The sequence below is a fragment of the Paraburkholderia phytofirmans PsJN genome, assembly GCF_000020125.1.
Taxonomy (GTDB): domain Bacteria; phylum Pseudomonadota; class Gammaproteobacteria; order Burkholderiales; family Burkholderiaceae; genus Paraburkholderia; species Paraburkholderia phytofirmans.
This window is the reverse complement of sequence record NC_010676.1, coordinates 2,464,653-2,483,904: the sequence shown is the minus strand read 5'-3', so window position 1 is coordinate 2,483,904 and position 19,252 is coordinate 2,464,653. Positions and strand designations below refer to the sequence as shown.

The following is a 19,252-nucleotide window of genomic DNA, read 5'->3' as shown; positions in this document are numbered from 1 at the left end:
GCGTTCATCGTATGCGGCCAGTTTTCGCAAGGCTGTCAGGAGATCAAGAAAATGAGAGGGGGCGATGCTGAACTTTGGGTCAGGGAATCCTTAGCAGCCCCGATTTGATGCCCGCATGGGCGCCGCGGCATTACTGCAGTTTCCAGAGCATCGCCGATATCGTGCCTTCGTCCTGGAAGACCGCTAGCACGTCGCTGATGCCCGAAATAGGAACGTTGTTCACCGTCAGGACGAATGCGATCCGGTGGCCGCTTTTGGCATCGATATAGCCGGCGAGCGATTGTCCTCTCAGGAACGGTAACGTCGGCGTGTTCGGATTCTCCGTGACGTACGTGCCGGTTTTCGCATGCACCTGGCCTTTCGCTCCTGCAAGCGTCGCATCGGATTCGAACGCGGTGATGGTGGCCAGCGATCCGTCCACGCCCAGCACCGGCAACGCGTCGAAGTAGGGCGAAAAGACCTGCGTCGTGCTCATGCCTCTGAGCATGGCGATGACCGCCGTGCCGCTCGCAGTCGAGTCGCCGCCGCCGCTGCCGTCGATGAAGTGGTACTGGTTCGACGCGATCTTGAACGTAGTGGACAACTCCGCCTGTTCCGCCGCTAACGCGCCGCTCAGCGTCGTCGAACCGTCGCGTGCGAGACCGAACAGCATGAGGCTCGTATCGGCGCCGATGTTATAGCTGACCTTCATGACGTAGCGGACGTATTGCTCATATGGTTGCGAAGTGAGTTGCGCAACCTGCGTCGCGCTCGAATACGAGCCTTTCGCGGGCAGTAACTGAACCGGATTGGCGGCAACCGGCGCCGCCGTAACCGAGACACCTGCGCGCGCCAGCGCTTCGATGAAGACCGTGCGGGCGTAATTGGAAGGCTCGGTCACGCGGAAGGTGCGGATCAGCGGGTAGGCGTTGGTCAGTGGCGGCACGAAACCGGCCGGCACGTTGCCGGTTATGTTGCCGATACAACCCGGCGAGCCGATGCACAACGGCAGTTCAGGCGCGAGTTCGATATCCAGCTGAGAAGCCGCGCTGCCCGTCGCGAGCGCGGATTGCACGCTGAACGCGGCCGTTCTGGGGCGCCAGTCGAACGGAACGGCGGAGCCTTCGGCGCTCTGGTCCAGGCTGACGTCGACCACGTCGTCGTTGACGAAGATCGGCCGCACGTTGAATTCACCGCGAAAGTCGAACGGCTCGAAAAGGCGATCGTCGATCACGACATCGCCATTGATCTTTTTGATGCCCGCTGCCGCCACCTGCGTCGCGAGGGAGTTGAAGCCGGCGAGCGGGTCGGGCGTGGCGAGTATCGCGTTGCCGAGCGAGTTGGCCTCGTTGTGATCGAAGTTCGTGATGGCGATCGTGCCGTCCGGGTTGGCTCGGCCGCCCATGGTCAGATCGCCGCTTGCCAGCAGGATCAGATTGCCGGTGAGGGTACCGCCCGCATCGAGCGTGCCCTGCCGGTAAACCGGTGTGACGAACTGATGCTGCGCACCCAGTTGATTCAGCGCTGAGCCGACTGAAAAGAGCTTGCGCACCGAGCCAACCAACATCTGGGCGTCCGAATTCAGGTCATAGATCACATGGCCAGAGTCGAGATCGACCACCTGCATCGACCAGGTCGCGTTCTTGTAGACCGGTTTTTGCATCACCTGCATGATCGAATCGGGAACCGTCGGATTCGAACTGAGCGAATCGCCGCACGACACCAGCAGAACGGCGCTTGCGATTGCAGCCCAACATTTCCACTGTCGATCGATTGTCGGGCTCATGGCATGTCTCCGGCGTGATTACACTTGACTGCACCTGCCTGTACGTTAAGCCGCTCGATTCAAAGCGGATGCATTCCGTCACGGCGAGATTGCGGCATCGGAAAGTCCGGCAGCAGCAGGTGGATGCGCTTCTGTTTTTTAGGCCTGGCCGCCAGATAGTGAAATTAAATACCGTCCTGAACGGGTGTCAAGGACACTGTTCGCACTCACGTGCGGGCGGCGAAGCTTTGGCGCCGGTTCATGATGGGGATTTAGGCCGGCTTATTGCAGCTATTATTTAGCTCCAGGGCTCGGCGGAGTGATTGCGTCGTTGTGGCCGCAACAACGTCAATGGCGCGTCCGCATTCATCGGCTCTGCCATGCAGTTCGTAAGGAGAGGGTATTGGCTAACGGCATTCACGGCACTAGTGGCACTAACGGCCGAGAAGTTCTCGAACCGGCACCGGGACGCGAAGCTATCGGACAAGGCGGTGGACCGGCGCCGGTCAAGGTAACCGCGCTAGGGCTGTTTCTTGTCTTTTCCCGCATCGGCCTGACGAGTTTTGGCGGCGGCTTGAGCGGCTGGTTCCTGCGCGAATTCGTGCATGACCGGCAATGGTTGAGCGAAGACGAGTTCCTTAACGGACTGGCGTTGTCGCAGGCGCTGCCGGGCGTCAACATCAAGAACCTGGCCATCTGGATCGGTTATCGCTTGCTGGGCTGGCGTGGGGCGCTGGCCGGATTTTGCGGAATCATTTTCCCGCCCGCCATTGTGATCGTGTTGCTCGGCGCGTTCTTCTCGGCCATCGCCTATCTTCCCCTCACGCATATCGCGCTGGCCGGTGCGGCGGCAGGTGCGATCGGCCTTTCCGCGGCGATGGCGATCACCGCCGCGCGCAGGCTGCCGCGGCGCCTCTTTTCGTATTTCATGCTGATCGCGACCTTCGCGGCGGTGGCGTTATTCAGGGCGTCGCTCGTGTGGACCGTGCTGATCGCGGGCGCACTGAGCGTCGGCTATGAATACGTCCGTTCGCCGCGGCAGCAATAACGACAGTCGGGCAACTCTCAACAAGGCACATCACGTGTCCAGAAATCTCATCGCACTGTTTTCGGTTTTTGCGCCGCTTTCGATCGTGACGGTCGGCGGCGGGCAAGGGATCATCGCCGAGGTCCAACGGCAAGTCGTCGACGTGCATCACTGGATGACGCACGCGCAATTTCTCAGCGACTTCGCGATAGCGCGCCTCGCGCCGGGTCCTGGCTCGCTGCTGGCCACGTTGATCGGCTGGCAGGTCGGCGGTTTTGGCGGCGCGCTCGTGGCGACACTGGCCTTATTCGGGCCAACGGCATTCCTGATGTGCGGTGTCGTGCACGTGTGGAACAGGCATGAAGGCGCCCGCTGGCTGAACGCATTGCAGGCGGGTTTGCGGCCCGTTGCCACCGGTCTGATTCTGGCCGCCGTCTACGTGCTGATGAAACAGCTCGACGGCGGCTGGATAGCGTGGCTCACCGCGGCAATCGCGACGCTGCTGGTTATGGCGACCCGAATCAACGCGTTGGTGTTGATTGCGGGCGGCGGGGGGTCGTTTGTCGTGCTGCACTTCGCGGGCCTGCTCTAGTCCGGCAGTGACGCGCCCGCAATCTGCCGGTCGGTGCGTTGCTGAAGATGATTTTCGCGCGGCAGACTCTGCGCACGTTCGGCGCGGGTCTCAGTGCGCCTCAGTGCGCTCAGTGCGACGGTGCCCGCATTGCACGATATTCGCGCCGCACGATTTCCATCAGCTCCTCGACGGACGTGCTGGCTGCCTCACGCTGATAAGTCACACGTCCGCGTTGCATCAGCATCACACGATCCGCGATGTCGAGCGTCTGCGCGTAGTTGTGCATGATCATGACGATAGACAAGCCGCCTTTCGCCTTGAGCCGAAGGATCAGGTCGATGATGAGCCCCGCCTCGCGGGCGCCCATCGCGGCGAGCGGCTCGTCGAGCAACAGTATCTTTGCATTTGAATTGACCGCGCGGGCGACCGCGATAGCCTGCCGCTGCCCGCCGGAAAGCTGCTCGACCGGCAGGTCGACCGAAGGCACGTGCACGCCGATTTCTTCAAGACACTCCGCAGCGCGCTCGCGCATGGCGCGATTGTCCAACAGCCGAAACGGCCCTCTGCGAATGATTTCCCGATTCAGGAACATGTTGTGATAGATGCTCAGCGAGTTGGCGAGCGCCAGATCCTGATAGACGCATTCAATGCCGAGTGAACGGGCGTGATCGACCGAGCGCAGCATCGTTTCCTCGCCGCCCACAAAAAGCTTGCCGCTTGTCTGCTGATGGAAGCCCGTGAGAATCTTGATCAGCGTCGACTTGCCCGCGCCGTTGTCACCGAGTACGCCGAGAATCTCTCCCTGTTTTAGCGTCAGAGAAACGCCATCGAGCGCGGTGACCGCGCCGAAACGTTTGACGATGTCTTCGCCGCGCAGCGCCTCGAGCACGTCGGACATTACAGATTCCCCTTGCGTGCGAGACGAACCACGTGGATGTTGAAGATCATGGCGCCGAGAATCGCCGCGCCGAGAATCATGTTGAAGGTGAAGGCGTTGATGCCGATCAGCGTGAAGCCGTCGTTGAGAATGCCAAGCACCGCCGCGCCGATCAGCCCGCCTATGATCGTGCCCGATCCCCCGGCGAGGGGCGTGCCGCCGATCACGGCCGCGGCGACGGCGAGAAACATGATCTGGTTGCCGCCTGCTTGCGGATCGATCGACGTGATGCGGAAACCTTCCAGGATCCCGGTCAGTCCGGCGAGCAGCGCGGCAAGAATGAAGTTGCCGAGCTTCAGGCGTCTGACCTGGATGCCTGCCTCACTCGCGCCCAGCGGATTCGCGCCTGAAGCGATGGTATGCAAACCCCAGCGTGTGTGGCGCAGCAGCACGTGCATGAAGGCCGCGAGCGCGAGCGTCCAGATGATTTCGCTGTAGCCCCATCCGCCCATGAATGCCGCGAACGCTGAATTCTCCGGTGGCGAAACCGGCGTGCCTCGCGAGATCGTCAGCGTGAGACCGTTCACGAAGAACAAGGTGCCGAGCGTCGTCACGAACGAAGGGATACGCAGGTACACCGTCACCGCGCCGTTGATCAGCCCGACGATGCCCGCGGCCACCACGCCGGCGAGCATCCCGAGCCATGGCGGCAAGCCCGCCTCGATGGCGAAATACATGATGAAAGGCGCAAACGCAAAGACCATCCCGGCGGAGAGATCGATCTCCCCGCCGATCATCAGCATGATTTCGCCAAAGGCAATGATCGCCACTGGTGCGATGAACTGCGAGAGATTCTGCAGACTCGCGCCCGTCAGCAGAAAGTCATGGTTGACCGTCTCGAAGTAGACGCAAAGGATGAGCGCCACCGCAAAGATGCGGATCTCGCTGGAACGCCCGAGCGCGCCTGACCAGCGCCTCGGACGTTTGGCGGGTTTCTGGGCGTCCGTCACGGAAGACGTCACCCTTTGATCGCACCCGTGCGTGGCACGATCTGGGCTTTCGTGCTCTTGCCTTCATAGCGCGTCGACGTGTTCAGGTACGGATCGACTGTGCCCTTGGTGACGAACTTCAGACCCGTATTCACGTTGGCCGGCCCGACGAGTCCGCCGGAGGCGAGAAAGGTGAACGCCTGGACCACGGTATAAAAACCCTGCACGTACGGTTGCTGGTCGATCGTGAAATCGAGGAAGCCCTCGTTAATCAGATCGACCGTGCGCGGCAACAGGTCAAAGCCGCCGCCGTGGACGCCTTTGGACGGCAGGTTGGATTCCTTCATTGTCACGGCGACGCCCTGCGTGCTGCCCGCGTCCACCGCGAACATGCCTTTGAGATCCTGGTGGCCGAGATAGAAGGATTTGATCTTGGAGAGTTCTTCGTTGACGGTCGCGCCGGTGGCGATGGTCTGCACGTCGATCTTCTTGCCCGATTTCTTGATTGCAGCCACCGCGCCATCGAGCCGGGGTTGAATGTTGAGCTGGCCCGGCGTGGCGATAAAGAGCGCGACCAGGCCGCTATCGATGAGGTTCGCGATCCGCTCGCCCATCTGATAACCGGACAGATAAAGATCCTGGCCGATATACGCGAGGCGCGGATTCGTGGAACCCGAAGGTGCGTCGGCGTTGTAGGCGAAAACGGGAATGCCGGCGTCGAGCGCGGCCTGAATGGGTTTGTCGAACGCCTTGGGATCGACGATTGGGACGGCGATTGCGTCGGCTTTCGCGGCAATCGCCGCGTTGACCGCATTCACCATTTCGCCGATGTCGGCGTTGGCGGAGCCGGTCCATTGATAGTCCATGCCCAGCAAGGCGGTCGCGTCCTGAATGCCGTATTGCGTGGGCACGAAGAACGGATTCGTCGTGACATGATTGACGAAGACGATCTTCCATCGCTTGTGCGCCGGAAATGAACCGCCTTCCGCCGCCTGGGCCGACGAGATCATTCCACCCATTCCACCCATTAGCGCCAATGCTGCGGATATGCCCGCACCCTGCAGCAATCCGCGACGCATGCCCTGTACTTCGTCCTTGTCTTCCTTCGATTGCGCCATCTCAGTCTCCCGTCTCTCAGTTGTCGAACGTTTTACTGGTTGTAACGGCGCAAGCAGGAAAAGCTCCGGCAAGACAGGCACCGGAGCCGGGCACCACTCCTTTCGAAATGCCCACGTGCACGCGCGTACGCATGACTAACCCTCAGAAAATGCTATATCACGCACTTTTGCCTACTAATCAATGTATACCCTTAACTTCTCTGACTAGTGAATCACCGACGTGTGATTCATTCCATTTTCGCTCGCACTTTGAGGCATCTGCAGACCAATTATTGGGATTCGCAACGTGCAATACGCTGAATTGAAAGCTTGCTGCACATCTACTTTGTCGATGACAAATATGTTTATTTCGCATGCGAATTTTATATATTTCGCATGCGAACATGTTGACGGGCTCAGCTGTGCTCGGAGTGCATACTCGTAGATAGTCTGAGCAAATGTTTGGAGATGAGGATGGGGGCAGTGTGCACTGCCGGGCAAAAAACGGCGACACGGCGGTGCCGCGGTGCTCAGGTGTCGCTCTATTCCGTTTCCTCGCCGACGTCGGGAAACTTGTCCTGCAAACTCGTCAGCCAGCGCGTAACCACGTCGATCTCGGACTCTGTAAATCCCTCCGTCAGGCGTGCGTTCAACTCGGCAAGGCCTGACTTCGATCGCTTGAGTGCGGCGCGTCCGGCGGCCGTTAACCAAAGTCGCGACGCACGCCCATCGAGTTCGTCCGAGTGGCGTTCCACAAGACCGGCCCGCTCAGCTCTATCGACCAACCCGCTCATTCCCGGCGCCTTGAGATCGAGCGCCGCGGCCGCCTCGCTGGTGAGAGCTCCGTCGTTTTTCCCGAGAAAGAAAAGCAGCCTGGCCTGCGTCGCAGTGACTCCACCTGCGGCTGTCCGAGTCTGCGACCACCGATGCAGGCGCTTTTGGCCCACATTGAGCAGATACACGAGCCGATGATCCATGTTTCAACCTCACCTGGTGCGCTCCGAAGAACGGCGCTTTTTTTGTTGGGATTTAGTTCGTGCGCGAACTTTTCTCTTAGCATAAGTCATATCGATGGTAGGCATCGCCGACGCTGATAAGCTGCTTCTTTCTGTTCGACGTTTTGCCGCGCTGCGCTGTTTCGCCGGTGATGGCAAGTGCAGCGAGCATCTGCCAGAATCTCTAGAAGAATACTAAGAATGGAGGCAGCTTGCGCACGGTCGAATACCGCTTTTCCACCATCTGGCGTATCGATGCGCCAGTGCAGGACGTGTGGGCGGCAATCCAGGACTCGGCGCGCTGGCCCGAATGGTGGCATAACGTCGAGCGCGTGGACCAACTGGAGGCGGGTTCGGATCAAGGCGTCGGCCTCGTTCAGCGCTATACATGGAAAGGCCGGTTGCCCTATCGTCTGGTGTTCGATATGCGGGTGACGCGCGTCGATCCGTTGGTCGCGCTGGAGGGTGAGGCCAGTGGCGACGTCGAAGGCGCTGGCCGGTGGAGCTTTTCGACCGACGGGCGCAATCTGACCGTGGTCCGCTATGACTGGTGCGTGCATACGAAGCGCGCATGGATGAATGCGTTGGCGCCGTTGTTGCGACCGGTTTTCCAGTGGAACCACGACGCGGTGATGCGCGAGGGCGGCGCGGCGCTAGCGCGGCGGCTGGACGCGCGGCTCCTTGGCATTGAGCAGGGATGATGAAACTCCATCCGGGCCAGAGCAGGGTTCATTCAGTGCAATTACCAATCCGCGGGCTGTACGATGCGGTGTGCCGCTCATGAGCCGCTGGAAGGGTTGCAGCCCGCCTTCTTCCAGATTCACACGTTGCGAACATTGCTGCGGCGGTGGTGGAAAAGAAAGTACGTGAGTTGCGGGCGCCGTGAATCGCTGCGGCCGCGCCAGGTTTGCCGGCAATGGGAGAAACCATGTTCGACAATACGCTGCGTATCGAAAGCGGACCAGACTGGCATCACTTCCACGTCTACACCGACAGTGAGTTCGTCGCGATACTGCTCGTCGTGGCGCTGCTGGTCGCGATTCTGCTGGCCAGCACGATCTGTTACTACGTGACGCGTTCGATCATGCTGTTGATCGTCAGCCGCCTCGCGCGCCAGGAGCGGCACAAGTGGTTGCAAGCCGCCGAGCGCCACAAGGTCTTTCATCGGCTCGCGCCGCTCGTGCCCGCCGCGATCGTCTACGCGGCAGGCCCGCTGCTTTCCGGCATCACGTTCCCGCTGATCGCGGCGCTCGGGCATCCGCTGTCGGTGCTGGCGGCCTGCTACATGGTGTACACCGTGCTGCGTGCCGCGCTGGCGTTCCTCGACAGCGTCAGCGAGCGCTACAGTCACTTCCCCTCCGCGAGCGAGCGGCCGATCAAGAGCTTCCTGCAGATCGCCACCATCGTGCTCTATGTGATTGCGCTGATCGCCGTGATTTCGGTGTTGCTCGAGCGTTCGCCCGCTTACTTCCTCACGGGCCTCAGCGCGATGACGGCGCTGCTCATCATCATTTTCCGCGAGACGCTGCTCGGTTTCGTCGCAAGTATTCAGCTCGCCGCCTACGACATGCTGCGGGTGGGCGACTGGATCGAAGTGCCCGGCTTCGTTGCCGACGGCACGGTGATCGACATTGCGTTGAACACGATCAAGGTGCAGAACTTCGATAACTCGATCGTCATGGTGCCGAGCTACGTTTTACTGACGAGCGGTGTGAAAAACTGGCGCGGCATGACCGAGTCGGGCGGCAGACGGGTCAAGCATTCGATTCATTTCGACGCCGACACGGTCCGCTTTCCCGACGAGGCGCTGCTCGCCCGCCTGCATAGCGATATCGACCCGCCGCTCACGGCATTTGCGCCCGCCGGCACGCAGCGCCGCACGAATCTAGGCCTTTATCGTCTCTATTTGAGCGCGCATTTTCGCGCTCATCCGGCGATCCGCCACGACATGCCTGTTGTGATTCGCCAGGTGCAGTCCAGCCAGCCCGTCGTCGCGCTGGAGATTTTTCTCTACGTCGACGAAACCAGCTGGGAGCCGTACGAAATACTGCAGTCGGACATGCTGGACCACGCTTATGGGCTCGTGCCGCTGTTCGGCCTGCGCTGCTGGCAGCAGGAATACCCGACCCCCCGCCAGCCTTAGCTGGCAGTAGTTCTGCCCGGCATCTACACTTATTTCATAGCTTGGCTGACGATGCCAATGACTGCGCCGAACCGGCGACGCAGGGTTTTGCCGCGCCCAACTCTCAACTGACGGGAATATCGGCAGCGATCCAGCGCGGACGGGAGACACCGACATGAACGGCTATCAGGTCACCTTCTTTACTCAACAGGATCGCCGCCATCACGGCAAGCCGCTGGCCGATTGGCTCGTCCATCTTGCGGGCGAACTCGGTTTGCGCGGTGCAACGGTGATACCGGCCTGCGAAGGAATCGGCCACCATCACCGCATTCACTCCGCGCACTTTTTCGAGTTGGCGGACCAGCCCTTGTCCGTCGTGATGGCGATGACGAGCGACGAAGCCGACCGGTTATTCGACCGGCTGCGCGCCGATGGCGTGCATCTGTTCTACGTGAAGACGCCCGTCGAGTTCGGCGTCATCGGGGATGACAATGGCAATGGCAGCGGCAACGACAGCGGCAACGCCGCGAAGTCCTAGCCTGCGATTTCGTACGCACACTCCGCGAGGTTCGACGCACACGACTCGTAGTTAGCCGATATGCGTCGACCGGGCGGCGCGTTCAATAAGCGTCCATCCGCGCCGCAAAACCGCCGGCTTCTTTCGTTTCTGCTTCCGGCTCGCCGAGATAGGGACGGTCTGGGCGAATCCAGTGCGCGGCAATCGGTCCGAGCACGAGAAAGAACATCGACAGCGCGAACACCGGTTGCCACGAATGCATGGTATCGACCAGCCAGCCGACCAGCGGTGGCGACACCGATGCCGCAATGCCGAGCCCCGTGTTCATGATGCTGCTCGAGGTCGCCGCGTGATTGGGCGCGAGATCCATCGCGACGGCCCACAACGGTGCGGTCACCAGTTCGGAGAGAAACAGCGCGGCAGCCAGCGAGAGCGCGGCGAGCGTCGGCGACGTATGCAGGAACATCGGCACGAAGAACACGATCGGTGCGAGAAAACCCACGGTAATCAGCGTCTGACGCGAGCGGCGAATGTTGCCGGTCTTCTTGAGCATCAGATCGCTGAGCGAGCCCCCAAGCGTGGTGCCGACTACACCGCTCAGGAAAATCCCCGAACTGAAGATTGCCGAATGCCGGATATTCAGGTGATACGCCTGTGCGAAAAACGACGGCATCCAGTTGAGAAAGAACCACAGAATCCAGCCGTGACAGAAGCTCACTACAGTAGCCGGCCAAAGCGCGCGCAAGAGCGGCGGCCAGCGCATCGGCACGCGTGTCTTGCCGAGTTTCGCGGGCAGGCGAGCGATGTCCTGAGGCGTGATGCCCGGATGATCGGCGGGATTGTCGCGGTAATACCAGACCCACAGCACGACCCACGCGAGACTCGCCGCGCCGAGCACGATAAAAGCGATGTGCCATGAAAACGCGGTGATCAAACCGGCGACGAGAATCGGCGTCGATGCGTTGCCGAGCCGGGCACAGGCATGCGTGATGCCTTGCGAAAAGCCGCGCCGCTCGGGTTCCATCCATGCGGTCAATGCGCGGGCGGACGCGGGCACGATCGGGCTTTCACCCAACCCGACGACGAAGCGCGCGAGCAGCAGTGTCCCCAGCCCGCCGGCAAAGCCAGTGAGGAGCGTGCCGAGCCCCCACAGCACGCCGCATACGGCGAGCATCTTGCGGGCGCCGAGACGGTCGCCGATAAAGCCGCCTGGAATCATCGCGAGCGCGTAGGTCAGCGCAAAAGCGGAAAACACGATGCCAAGCTGCGAGTTGCTCAGATGCAGATCCCGACGGATCGCGAGAGCCGCGGTGGAAATGTTGGTGCGGTCCACATACATCAGGAACGACATGATGCACAGGACAATCAGTACGCCTGTCGTCGCGGAAAAGCGGTTGCGGCGGCGGATCGATTCCATCGTGTCTCCTCCTTGCGACTACGCAACGGCACGTGCCGTTGCGTTTGGTGTCGCGGCGCCGCGGGGATCGCCCCACGTCGCCGTACGTCGAATGGCTCGCTATTGAATTGGTGTAATGCGAGCTGAAACGCGAACCTGAACGTACTTACTCGAGCACTTCGCCGTGTACGCCGGCGGCGAGCGTCTTCTTTTCCCAGCGGTCCATGGGCACGACTTCCGCAACCGGGCCGTTCGGCGAACGGAACTTGACCGGCAGATGACCCGGCGCCGTCAGGATTTCGCCGCCGTTTTCCTTGATTTGCGCGATGAACGCGTCAAGGTCTTCCACTTCCATGCCGATGTGGTGAATGCACGGCGCCGGGCCGGCGAAGTCGGCTTCGTCCGAATCCGATTGCTCATAGTGAATCAACGTCAGGTCCATATAACCGTCGGTCAGGTGATGCGAAATGTGGTCGCCGTTCTTGCCCTTGCGACGCACCGTATTCACGTGCTTGTAGCCGAACACGTTCTCATAGAACGCGCGTTCCTTCTCGACATCTTCAACCTTGAATGCAATGTGCTTGATGAAATTCGGCATGGCTCATCTCCTCTGATGTAAGCGCGCGTGGTTGCGCGATGAAGATCAGTCTAAGACGACATCACGTCGCAGTCAATCGAATCATTCGAATGATTAGAATTAATTAATGGGTTCGGGTCGATGCCGATTGTCTTCAATCTTCGCGGTCGCTAAGAACTCGAGGCTTGTCGCGGTGATGCATTTAGGTGTCGATCCTGTATCCTTCCGGAATTCGCCATCCGGGCCGCGAATCGGACCGCAAGCGGCGCACGAAACGTGTGCGTCGCGTAGTCGTCGCGGCGTGGATACAGCGGCTTTTTTCGATTCCTTTTTCTTCACTCTGACACTGACCTGAATGCCAGGACTTCGTACTCCGGGAGAGCAACCGCTCTATGAAATCGTCCGCGCCGGTATTCTCGAGCGCCTTCGTACCGGCCAATGGACGGCCGGCGACAAGATCCCCACGGAGCCGCAGCTAGCCGAGGTATTCGGCGTCGGCATCGGCACGATCCGCCGCGCGGTCGAAGAACTGGTGGCCGAGCGTCTGCTGATTCGCCGGGCGGGGCGCGGCACGATCGTCGCGAAGTTCGCCGATGAACATGCGTTCGACCACTACTTCAGCTTCGTCGATACAGACGGCGAATTACTGAAAGTCACCGCGCGCCTGCTGCGTTTCGGCAAGGAGCGCGCGAGCCCGGAACTCGCCGCGACGCTCAAGCTCGCGCGCGGCGCACGGCTTGCCACCGCCGACAATCTTCGGCTGCATGACGACGTGCCTGTCATGCTCGATCGTTTGTGGTTTCCGCTCGACGTGTTCCCGACGCTCGAAGCCGAGATGTTCAAGGCACGGCGCGGTTCCATTTACGGCTTTTACCAGGAGCACTTTGGAATTTCGGTCGTGCGCGTGGTGGAAGATCTGGGTGGCGCAATCGCCGACGAAGAAGTGGCGCGCGCACTGAATATCGAAGCCGGCGCGCCGGTGTTGCGCATCGAGCGGACGGCGTTCACGTTCAAGGACCAGCCGGTCGAATTCCGTGTGCGCTTTGTCGATTCGAGCCGCTGTTCTTATCGGAACGTGCGCGGCTTGCAGGATTGAGCGGCGTGCGTTGGCGGCGGTGAGGGTGGTGCGCCGGAGCCACGGCTTCTAAGCAGTCGCGGCTTCTGCCTCGCGCCTGAAAACGCTGCACAGTATCAATGAACGACGCCCTCAGTGAGGGCGTCGTTCGCATCGACCAGTCTATTGCCGGAACTGCGCGATCGCGCCGAGCGCCGGCTCGTTGAACACCGTCTCACACCATACGCGCGCCTTGTCGGCGAGTGCCGCACTCCAGCCGCCGTGTTGCGCGTTGTCGGTGAATTTAGTGGCGAGTTCGGCGCGCGAGAGCGGCTCGCGCGCGCCGCCGCGCATATGCGGCTGGCGCACTTCCTGAACGGTGCCGTCGTTGAGCGTTGCACGCAGATGGCCGGTGAAATTGCTCGGATACTCGTTGTCCGGATCGATCACGTAGCGGATTTTGCCGGCCAGCGCGAGCACGGCCGGATCGTGAATGCGCGCTTCGGTGAACTGGCTGAAACCCGCCTTGCGATCGAAGAAACCCACGGCCATGCAGAACGGCGTGCTGAATTTGGCGGCGTAAGCGGTCGGCGGCCGATGCTTGACCGCGAGTTCTTCCCACAGCCGGTGCACCGTGCCTTCGCCGACCTCGCACACGATGTCGCGAATCTCCTCCGCCTTGACGCCGCGCTCCGCGAGTGCGATCGCGCAATCGATATACGGCTGGGTCATCGTGCCGCACGCATAGGGTTTGAACGCGATCGTCTCCATGATCCACGACTTGCCGAGCGTATCGAGCACCGGCGAAAAATCGGGCGCGCGCGACGGCGCGAATGCCTTGAAGAAACCGTGCTTGCCTTCGAGCACCGTGCGCGGACCGTCGAAGCCGCCGCGCGCCATCAACGCCGCGCGAATGCCGGACTGCGCGGCCCAGCCGGCGTGCATCCGCTTGGTCGAGGTGCCTTCGGCCAGATACTCGATGATCCCCGCCGCCATGCTGCCCGCGATACCGAGCGCCGACGTGGCCTGCTGCGGATTCAGGCGTAATGCGCTCGCCACACCGCCCGCCGCCGCGAGCGCGCCGATCACGGCGGTCGGATGAAAGCCGGCCGTATGGATCGCGCGCGGGGCGACGAGACTCAGCCGGCACATCAATTCCGTGCCGACCACGATGCCGCGCAGCAACGCCTCGCCACCCAGGCCTTCGCGTTCGCACGCCGCCAGCACTGCGGGCACGACCACCGCACCCGAATGCACCGGACCGCCTTCGAAGGTGTCGTCGTAATCTTCGCCGTGCGCGGCGGTGCCGTTGATCAGCGCCGCATCGAATGCACTGAAGCTGCCTGCGTGGCCGAGGGCAGTGCAGGCGCCGCCGGCGTCGGTGGCTTGCAGCGTGGCGCGGATATACGGTTCGTCACGCCCGGCGATGCACAAACCCGTCACATCGAGCAGCAGCAGACGGGCGATTTCGACGGTCTGGGCAGGCAATGCCGACGCGTGCACGTCCGCAATCCAGGCGCCGAGTTTTTCGCCAACGATGCCGTGTCCTTCTGATTTTTCAACGCTCATACGGGTGACCACTCCGAGTCGGTAATGAAATGCGTGCGCCGCCGTGTCGCGCCTGCGCCGACGTTCCGGGCGCGCTGCGAGGCTTAATTCGGACCTTCCGCGACGGTGGTCTGCGGCGCTTTGCCGGCGGCTGCGCTGCCCGCTGCCGCGTGCGCGGCGTCTTCCGCGCCATGTGCGGCGATCGCGCGCTGGAAACCTGCCTGCACGTGCTGGCGCATGGCAAGGGCGACGGCTTCGGGATCGCGGCTCGCGAGCGCGTCGAGAATCAGGCGGTGTTCGGTGTGCGACGCCTGCGAGCTGCCGGCGATCGAAAAGCCGCGCCGGCGCAGCAGATGCATGCGGTTGATCGTTTGCCGGTACAGACCGAGCATCGTCGCGTTGCCCGACAGTTCGACCAGCCGGTCGTGAAAGGCGATATTCAGCGTGAAGTAATTGTTCAGCTCGCCGTGGATCGAGCTGGCTTCGAGCTGATCGAGCATGGCGTGCAGTTCTTGCAACTGCGCGTCGGTGATCTTCGAGGCCAGGCGGCGGCCGGCCATCTCGTCGAGGCCGGCGCGCACTTCGTAGAGCTCGGCGGCTTCGTCGTCGGAAATCTCACGGATGTAGACGCCGCGGTTCTTTTCGAGCCACACGAGACCCGCTTCCTCGAGCGCGCGAAACGCTTCGCGCACCGGACTGCGGCTGATCTTCAGATGGTCGGCGAGATCCATCTCGTTGAGTTTCATGCCGGCCTCGAGCTCACCCGTCTTGATGCGGCGGAGAATTTCCTCTTGCACGAGACCGGACAGCGTGACGGAGCGGAGCAACTCGAGCGAAGTGGTGGGGCGGGGCATAGACGGACCTGTTTTGGGGAAAGCTGGCAGTGTACAACGCACATTGCGTCTTGAAGATTGTCGACAACATACTATCCACAGCGCAGGCGCGCAAGTAGAATTTGCCATGATTTGCGTATTGTCGACAATATGTACAATGCGAGCTTGTGTCCTTGGCAGCTCTCCTTTTCATCGCCTCACTACTCTCGTCGACCCGATGACCGAAGCTGATCGCGTCAACCAAACGACGTCGTAAAAGAAGCGCACATGCAGTACCGAAGATGACGCGCACCTTCGCGCGAAGCGCCAGATGCGTCATCGACAACATTGTCGACATAACACAAGCCGCGATACTCAAGAACGCGGCGGACGGTGGATCCAGTCAGGAGACGAGATGTCGAGTTCCGTCGGTGTGGCAGTTGCAGCAGCGCGTCCGTACCGCGTCTTTATCGCCACTTGGGCGGGCTGGATGCTGGACGGCTTCGACAACGCCATCTACATCTACGTGATCGTGCCGGCGTTGACGGAGTTGCTCCCGCAAAGCGGCTTTGTGGCCGATCACGCGCATATCGCGCGGCTCGGCGGTTTGATGTTCAGCCTCTTCATGCTCGGCTGGGCCTGTTCGATGTTCTGGGGCTGGTGCGCGGACCGCTTCGGCCGCGTGCCGACCATGTGCGCGACCATCCTCATCTATTCGATCTTTACCGGCGCGTGTGGGCTCGCGCCGGGCATTGTGTCGTTCGCGATCTTCCGTTTTCTGACGGGCTTCGGAATAGGCGGCGAGTGGGCGGCCGGCGCGCCGTTGTTGCAGGAGTCGGTGCCGGAGCATCTGCGTGAACGCCTGTCGGGATGGCTGCATACCGGCACGCCGATCGGCTTTCTGCTGGCATCCGCGGCCGCGTTGGTGATTCTGCCGCTGGGCGGGTGGCGCGTGCTGTTTCTGATCGGCAGCGCGCCCGCGTTGCTGACGATCTGGCTGCGGCTTGGCGTGCCGGAGTCGCGCCGCTGGCAAGAACAACGCTGTGCAAAGGGTTCGCGTGCACGCGTGCGTGATCTGTTCGCGCCTGGCATGTCGCGCACGACCTGGTCGGCGGCGCTAATGATGACGTGTCTGATCTTCGGGCTGTGGTCGTCGACGTTCTGGATTCCGACGCTCGTCATCACCTGGCAGCGCGCGGGCGGCGCATCCGTTGCCGATGCGCAGTATCTCGGCTCGCTGAGCGGCTTGATCCTGAGTGTCGGCACGCTCGCAGGATGCGTCACGATGCCGTGGATCGTGCGCTGGATTCCGCGCCGCAAATCGGTCGCCACGGTGTTCTTTTCCGGCGCGCTGATCTGCAATGTCACGTCGTACTTCGGCATCGTAGTGCTGCTGAAAAGCCTGCCGCTCTTCCTGATCACGCTGCCGTTGCTTGGCTTCTTCACGAGCGGCGTGTTCTCGCTGTACACGATCTGGCTGCCCGAAATGTTCCCGACGATGCAGCGCGCGCTCGGTTCCGGATTCGCTTTCAGCTTCGGCCGTGTGCTCGGCGCGGCGGGGCCGTCGATTGTCGGCGCGCTCGCGGCGATATTCGGTTCCTATCCGCTCGCGATCACTGCTGTTTCGCTGATCTATCTGGTCGGTCTCTTCTGCGTGAAGTGGGCGCCGGAAACCGCGCACCGGGCATTGCAGAGATGATCGTACGTATTACGAATGATGTGCGTCGAGCGCATCGAGTGCATCGAGGCGTTGGCGGCAATCCGAAAATGAAGGAGCAAACCATGCATCATGGTCACAGTCGCGGTCACGGGCAGGGCGGTTCAAGATGAAAGCGAAAGCAGGCATGTTCAGCGGCACCACGGGCAGAGTATTCATGCTCATCTGCGCGATGTATTTCATCGAATACGTCGACCGGGTCAATCTTTCCATCGCGGCGCCGCTGCTGAAGTCGGAGATGCATCTGTCGAATACGCAGCTCGGCATCGCGCTCTCGGCGTTCGGCTACTGCTACGCGATCTTCCAGATCATCAACGGTTATCTGGGCGACAAGATCGGACCTCGCCGGATGCTGGCGTTCTCAGGCATCTTATGGACGCTCGGCACGCTCGCGACCGGCGTGACCGGCGGCCTCGCGACGCTGGTGCTCTCGCGCGCACTCGTCGGACTCGGCGAAGCCGGCACGATTCCGAACGCCACACGGGCGATGGCCAACTGGGTTCCGCAGATAAAACGCGGCTTCGCTCAGGGCTTCACGCATTCCGCCGCGCGCCTGGCGGCCACCGTCACGCCGCCGCTGATCGTGCTGATGATTCCACTGCTCGGCTGGCGAGGTGCGTTTATCGCGCTCGGTTGCGTCAGCGCGATCTGGGTGGTCGTATGGGCGCTGTATTTCCGCGACGATCCGCGCACGCATCCGACGATCACCACCGCTGAAGTCGACGCATTGCCGCCGTATGCGGGCCCGCGCCATCGCACGGCGGTGCCGTGGTGGCCGCTGATCCGGCGCATCATGCCGGTCACGCTGGTGTTCTTCTGCCATGCATGGACGCTGTGGCTGTATCTGAGCTGGCTGCCGAGTTTCTTTGTCGGCGTGTACGGCATCGACCTCAAAAGCACGGCGCTGTTTACGTCGGGCGTGTTTCTCGCCGGCGTGGTCGGCGATACGGCGGGCGGCCTGCTGACCGACGCACTCTATAAACGCACCGGCAACCTGAATAAAGCGCGACGCAACGTCATCATCATGGGCTTTGCGGGCTCGCTGCTGTTTCTCTCGTGCGTGCTGTTCGTGCGGGACCGGACCGTGATCGCACTGTGTCTGGCCGCCGCATTGTTCTGCCTCGAATCGACCGAAGGCCCGATCTGGGCCGTGCCGATGGATATCGCGCCCGCTTTTGCGGGCGTCGCGAGCGGCTTTATCAGCACGGCGGCCGGGCTCGCGGCGGTCGTGTCGCCGGTCGCGTTCGGCCTGATTACCGACATGACGGGCAGCTATCGTCTGCCGTTCGTGATGTCGATCGCGCTGTTGCTGGTCGGCATTGCGTTGTCGTTCTGGATTCGTCCCGACCGGCCGCTGCAAGCCGGCGCGAAACCCACACTATCAACGGAATCACTGGGAGTGCATTCATGAACGGAGAAGTTAGCGGCGTCGCGGTCGTCACCGGAGCGGCGCGCAATATCGGCCGCGAGATCGCGTTGCAACTTGCGGCAGCGGGCAATGCAGTGCTCGTCAACGCACGCAGTTCCGCCGACGAAGCCGCCGAAGTCGTGCGCGCGATCGAGGCTGCGGGCGGCCGCGCGGCCGCGCATCTGGCCGACGTCAGCGAACCGGCGGGCGCGCAAAGTCTCATGGAAGCGGCGATTCACCATTTCGGGCAGATCGACATTCTCGTCAACAACGCCGCGGTGCGTCGCGAAGTGCCGTTCGCGGAACTGGATTACGCGCGCTGGCGCGAAGTGATGTCGGTGATTCTCGACGGCGCGTATCTGTGCGCGCACGCGGCCTTGCCGTATCTGCGGCAATCGAAGGCCGGCGCGATCGTCAACATCGGCGGCATGTCCGCGCATGCCGGTTCGGCGGGGCGCGCGCACGTGATCGCCGCGAAAGCGGGCCTCGTCGGTTTGACGCGCGCGCTGGCCCACGATCTCGGCCCGGACGGCATTACGGTCAATTGCGTGGTGCCCGGCCTGATCGCGACGGTGCGCGGTGGCGCGGCAGGCAACAAGGAACCCGCGCATCACGCTGAGCGCACCACCTTGCTCGGCCGGCGCGGCCAGCCCGACGAGGTCGCGAGCCTCGTGCAGTTTCTGTGCGGCCCGACGGCACGGTATCTGACGGGCCAGGCGATTCATGCGAACGGCGGCGCGTTTCTAGGCTGATCGTTCTGGCGGCGCGCGGCAAAGACCGTTCGCGCGCCGCGCTCCA

The 19,252-nt window shown here is 61.9% G+C and carries 18 protein-coding genes; 9 read left to right on the top strand and 9 right to left on the bottom strand.

Going from position 1 to position 19,252, the window contains the following annotated elements:
• Positions 1 to 130 precede the first annotated feature (130 nt).
• Positions 131 to 1,765: a D-alanyl-D-alanine carboxypeptidase/D-alanyl-D-alanine-endopeptidase gene (locus tag BPHYT_RS30880; RefSeq protein WP_012428065.1), complete on the bottom strand. Its 1,635-nt coding sequence runs from the start codon at positions 1,763 to 1,765 to the stop codon at positions 131 to 133.
• A gap of 457 nt (positions 1,766 to 2,222) precedes the next feature.
• Here BPHYT_RS30880 and BPHYT_RS30875 point away from each other — a divergent pair, with 457 nt between their 5' ends.
• Together BPHYT_RS30875 and BPHYT_RS30870 are read left to right on the top strand one after the other, a co-directional pair.
• Complete coding sequence (locus tag BPHYT_RS30875; RefSeq protein ID WP_041759785.1) at positions 2,223 to 2,792, top strand: chromate transporter; 570 nt, start codon at positions 2,223 to 2,225, stop codon at positions 2,790 to 2,792.
• 34 nt (positions 2,793 to 2,826) lie between these two features.
• The gene (locus BPHYT_RS30870; protein ID WP_041759783.1) at positions 2,827 to 3,363 is read left to right on the top strand and encodes a chromate transporter; all 537 of its coding nucleotides are present in this window, start codon (positions 2,827 to 2,829) and stop codon (positions 3,361 to 3,363) included.
• A 109-nt stretch (positions 3,364 to 3,472) separates the two neighbouring features.
• Here BPHYT_RS30870 and BPHYT_RS30865 read toward each other — a convergent pair whose 3' ends face one another.
• From BPHYT_RS30865 to BPHYT_RS30850, 4 genes are all read right to left on the bottom strand, one after another.
• Positions 3,473 to 4,243: an ATP-binding cassette domain-containing protein gene (locus BPHYT_RS30865; protein ID WP_012428062.1), complete on the bottom strand. Its 771-nt coding sequence runs from the start codon at positions 4,241 to 4,243 to the stop codon at positions 3,473 to 3,475.
• Positions 4,243 to 5,244, bottom strand: a complete 1,002-nt coding sequence (locus tag BPHYT_RS30860) for an ABC transporter permease (RefSeq protein WP_012428061.1) — start codon at positions 5,242 to 5,244, stop codon at positions 4,243 to 4,245. The genes BPHYT_RS30865 and BPHYT_RS30860 overlap by 1 nt, the downstream gene beginning before the upstream one ends.
• Positions 5,241 to 6,329 carry a sugar ABC transporter substrate-binding protein gene (locus tag BPHYT_RS30855; protein ID WP_012428060.1) on the bottom strand — a complete coding sequence of 363 codons (1,089 nt, stop codon included), beginning with the start codon at positions 6,327 to 6,329 and terminating at the stop codon, positions 5,241 to 5,243. Before BPHYT_RS30855 ends, BPHYT_RS30860 begins: the two co-directional genes overlap by 4 nt.
• Before the next feature lie 521 nt (positions 6,330 to 6,850).
• Positions 6,851 to 7,285, bottom strand: coding sequence for a MarR family winged helix-turn-helix transcriptional regulator (locus BPHYT_RS30850; RefSeq protein WP_012428059.1), 435 nt, complete (start codon positions 7,283 to 7,285; stop codon positions 6,851 to 6,853).
• A gap of 230 nt (positions 7,286 to 7,515) precedes the next feature.
• Here BPHYT_RS30850 and BPHYT_RS30845 point away from each other — a divergent pair, with 230 nt between their 5' ends.
• The 3 genes from BPHYT_RS30845 to BPHYT_RS30835 all read left to right on the top strand — a co-directional run bounded on the left by BPHYT_RS30845 (position 7,516) and on the right by BPHYT_RS30835 (position 9,963).
• On the top strand, positions 7,516 to 8,004 hold the full coding sequence (locus BPHYT_RS30845; protein WP_012428058.1) for an SRPBCC family protein: 489 nt from the start codon (positions 7,516 to 7,518) through the stop codon (positions 8,002 to 8,004).
• A gap of 227 nt (positions 8,005 to 8,231) precedes the next feature.
• Positions 8,232 to 9,446, top strand: coding sequence for a mechanosensitive ion channel family protein (locus tag BPHYT_RS30840; protein ID WP_012428057.1), 1,215 nt, complete (start codon positions 8,232 to 8,234; stop codon positions 9,444 to 9,446).
• A gap of 154 nt (positions 9,447 to 9,600) precedes the next feature.
• Positions 9,601 to 9,963, top strand: a complete 363-nt coding sequence (locus tag BPHYT_RS30835; protein ID WP_012428056.1) for a DUF190 domain-containing protein — start codon at positions 9,601 to 9,603, stop codon at positions 9,961 to 9,963.
• A gap of 82 nt (positions 9,964 to 10,045) precedes the next feature.
• Here BPHYT_RS30835 and BPHYT_RS30830 read toward each other — a convergent pair whose 3' ends face one another.
• Together BPHYT_RS30830 and BPHYT_RS30825 are read right to left on the bottom strand one after the other, a co-directional pair.
• Complete coding sequence (locus BPHYT_RS30830) at positions 10,046 to 11,359, bottom strand: MFS transporter (RefSeq protein WP_012428055.1); 1,314 nt, start codon at positions 11,357 to 11,359, stop codon at positions 10,046 to 10,048.
• 145 nt (positions 11,360 to 11,504) lie between these two features.
• A complete protein-coding gene (locus BPHYT_RS30825) occupies positions 11,505 to 11,936 on the bottom strand; it encodes a VOC family protein (RefSeq protein ID WP_012428054.1) in 432 nt (143 codons plus the stop codon).
• Positions 11,937 to 12,270: 334 nt separating this feature from the next.
• Between BPHYT_RS30825 and BPHYT_RS30820 the strand changes: the two genes are divergently transcribed.
• Complete coding sequence (locus BPHYT_RS30820) at positions 12,271 to 13,011, top strand: GntR family transcriptional regulator (RefSeq protein ID WP_012428053.1); 741 nt, start codon at positions 12,271 to 12,273, stop codon at positions 13,009 to 13,011.
• Between the two features lie 141 nt (positions 13,012 to 13,152).
• On the opposite strand, the gene BPHYT_RS30815 is transcribed toward BPHYT_RS30820, so the two are convergent.
• Positions 13,153 to 14,538 (bottom strand): MmgE/PrpD family protein, encoded by a 1,386-nt coding sequence (locus tag BPHYT_RS30815; protein ID WP_012428052.1) that lies wholly within the window; start codon positions 14,536 to 14,538, stop codon positions 13,153 to 13,155.
• 83 nt (positions 14,539 to 14,621) lie between these two features.
• A complete protein-coding gene (locus tag BPHYT_RS30810) occupies positions 14,622 to 15,371 on the bottom strand; it encodes an FCD domain-containing protein (RefSeq protein ID WP_012428051.1) in 750 nt (249 codons plus the stop codon).
• Between the two features lie 373 nt (positions 15,372 to 15,744).
• On the opposite strand from BPHYT_RS30810, the gene BPHYT_RS30805 reads away from it, so the two are divergent.
• The 3 genes from BPHYT_RS30805 (at position 15,745) to BPHYT_RS30795 (ending at position 19,206) form a co-directional block, all read left to right on the top strand.
• Positions 15,745 to 17,028, top strand: coding sequence for an MFS transporter (locus BPHYT_RS30805; RefSeq protein WP_012428050.1), 1,284 nt, complete (start codon positions 15,745 to 15,747; stop codon positions 17,026 to 17,028).
• A 127-nt stretch (positions 17,029 to 17,155) separates the two neighbouring features.
• Positions 17,156 to 18,457 carry an MFS transporter gene (locus BPHYT_RS30800; protein WP_012428049.1) on the top strand — a complete coding sequence of 434 codons (1,302 nt, stop codon included), beginning with the start codon at positions 17,156 to 17,158 and terminating at the stop codon, positions 18,455 to 18,457.
• Positions 18,454 to 19,206 (top strand): SDR family NAD(P)-dependent oxidoreductase, encoded by a 753-nt coding sequence (locus BPHYT_RS30795; protein WP_012428048.1) that lies wholly within the window; start codon positions 18,454 to 18,456, stop codon positions 19,204 to 19,206. Before BPHYT_RS30800 ends, BPHYT_RS30795 begins: the two co-directional genes overlap by 4 nt.
• The last annotated feature ends 46 nt before the right edge of the window (positions 19,207 to 19,252 follow it).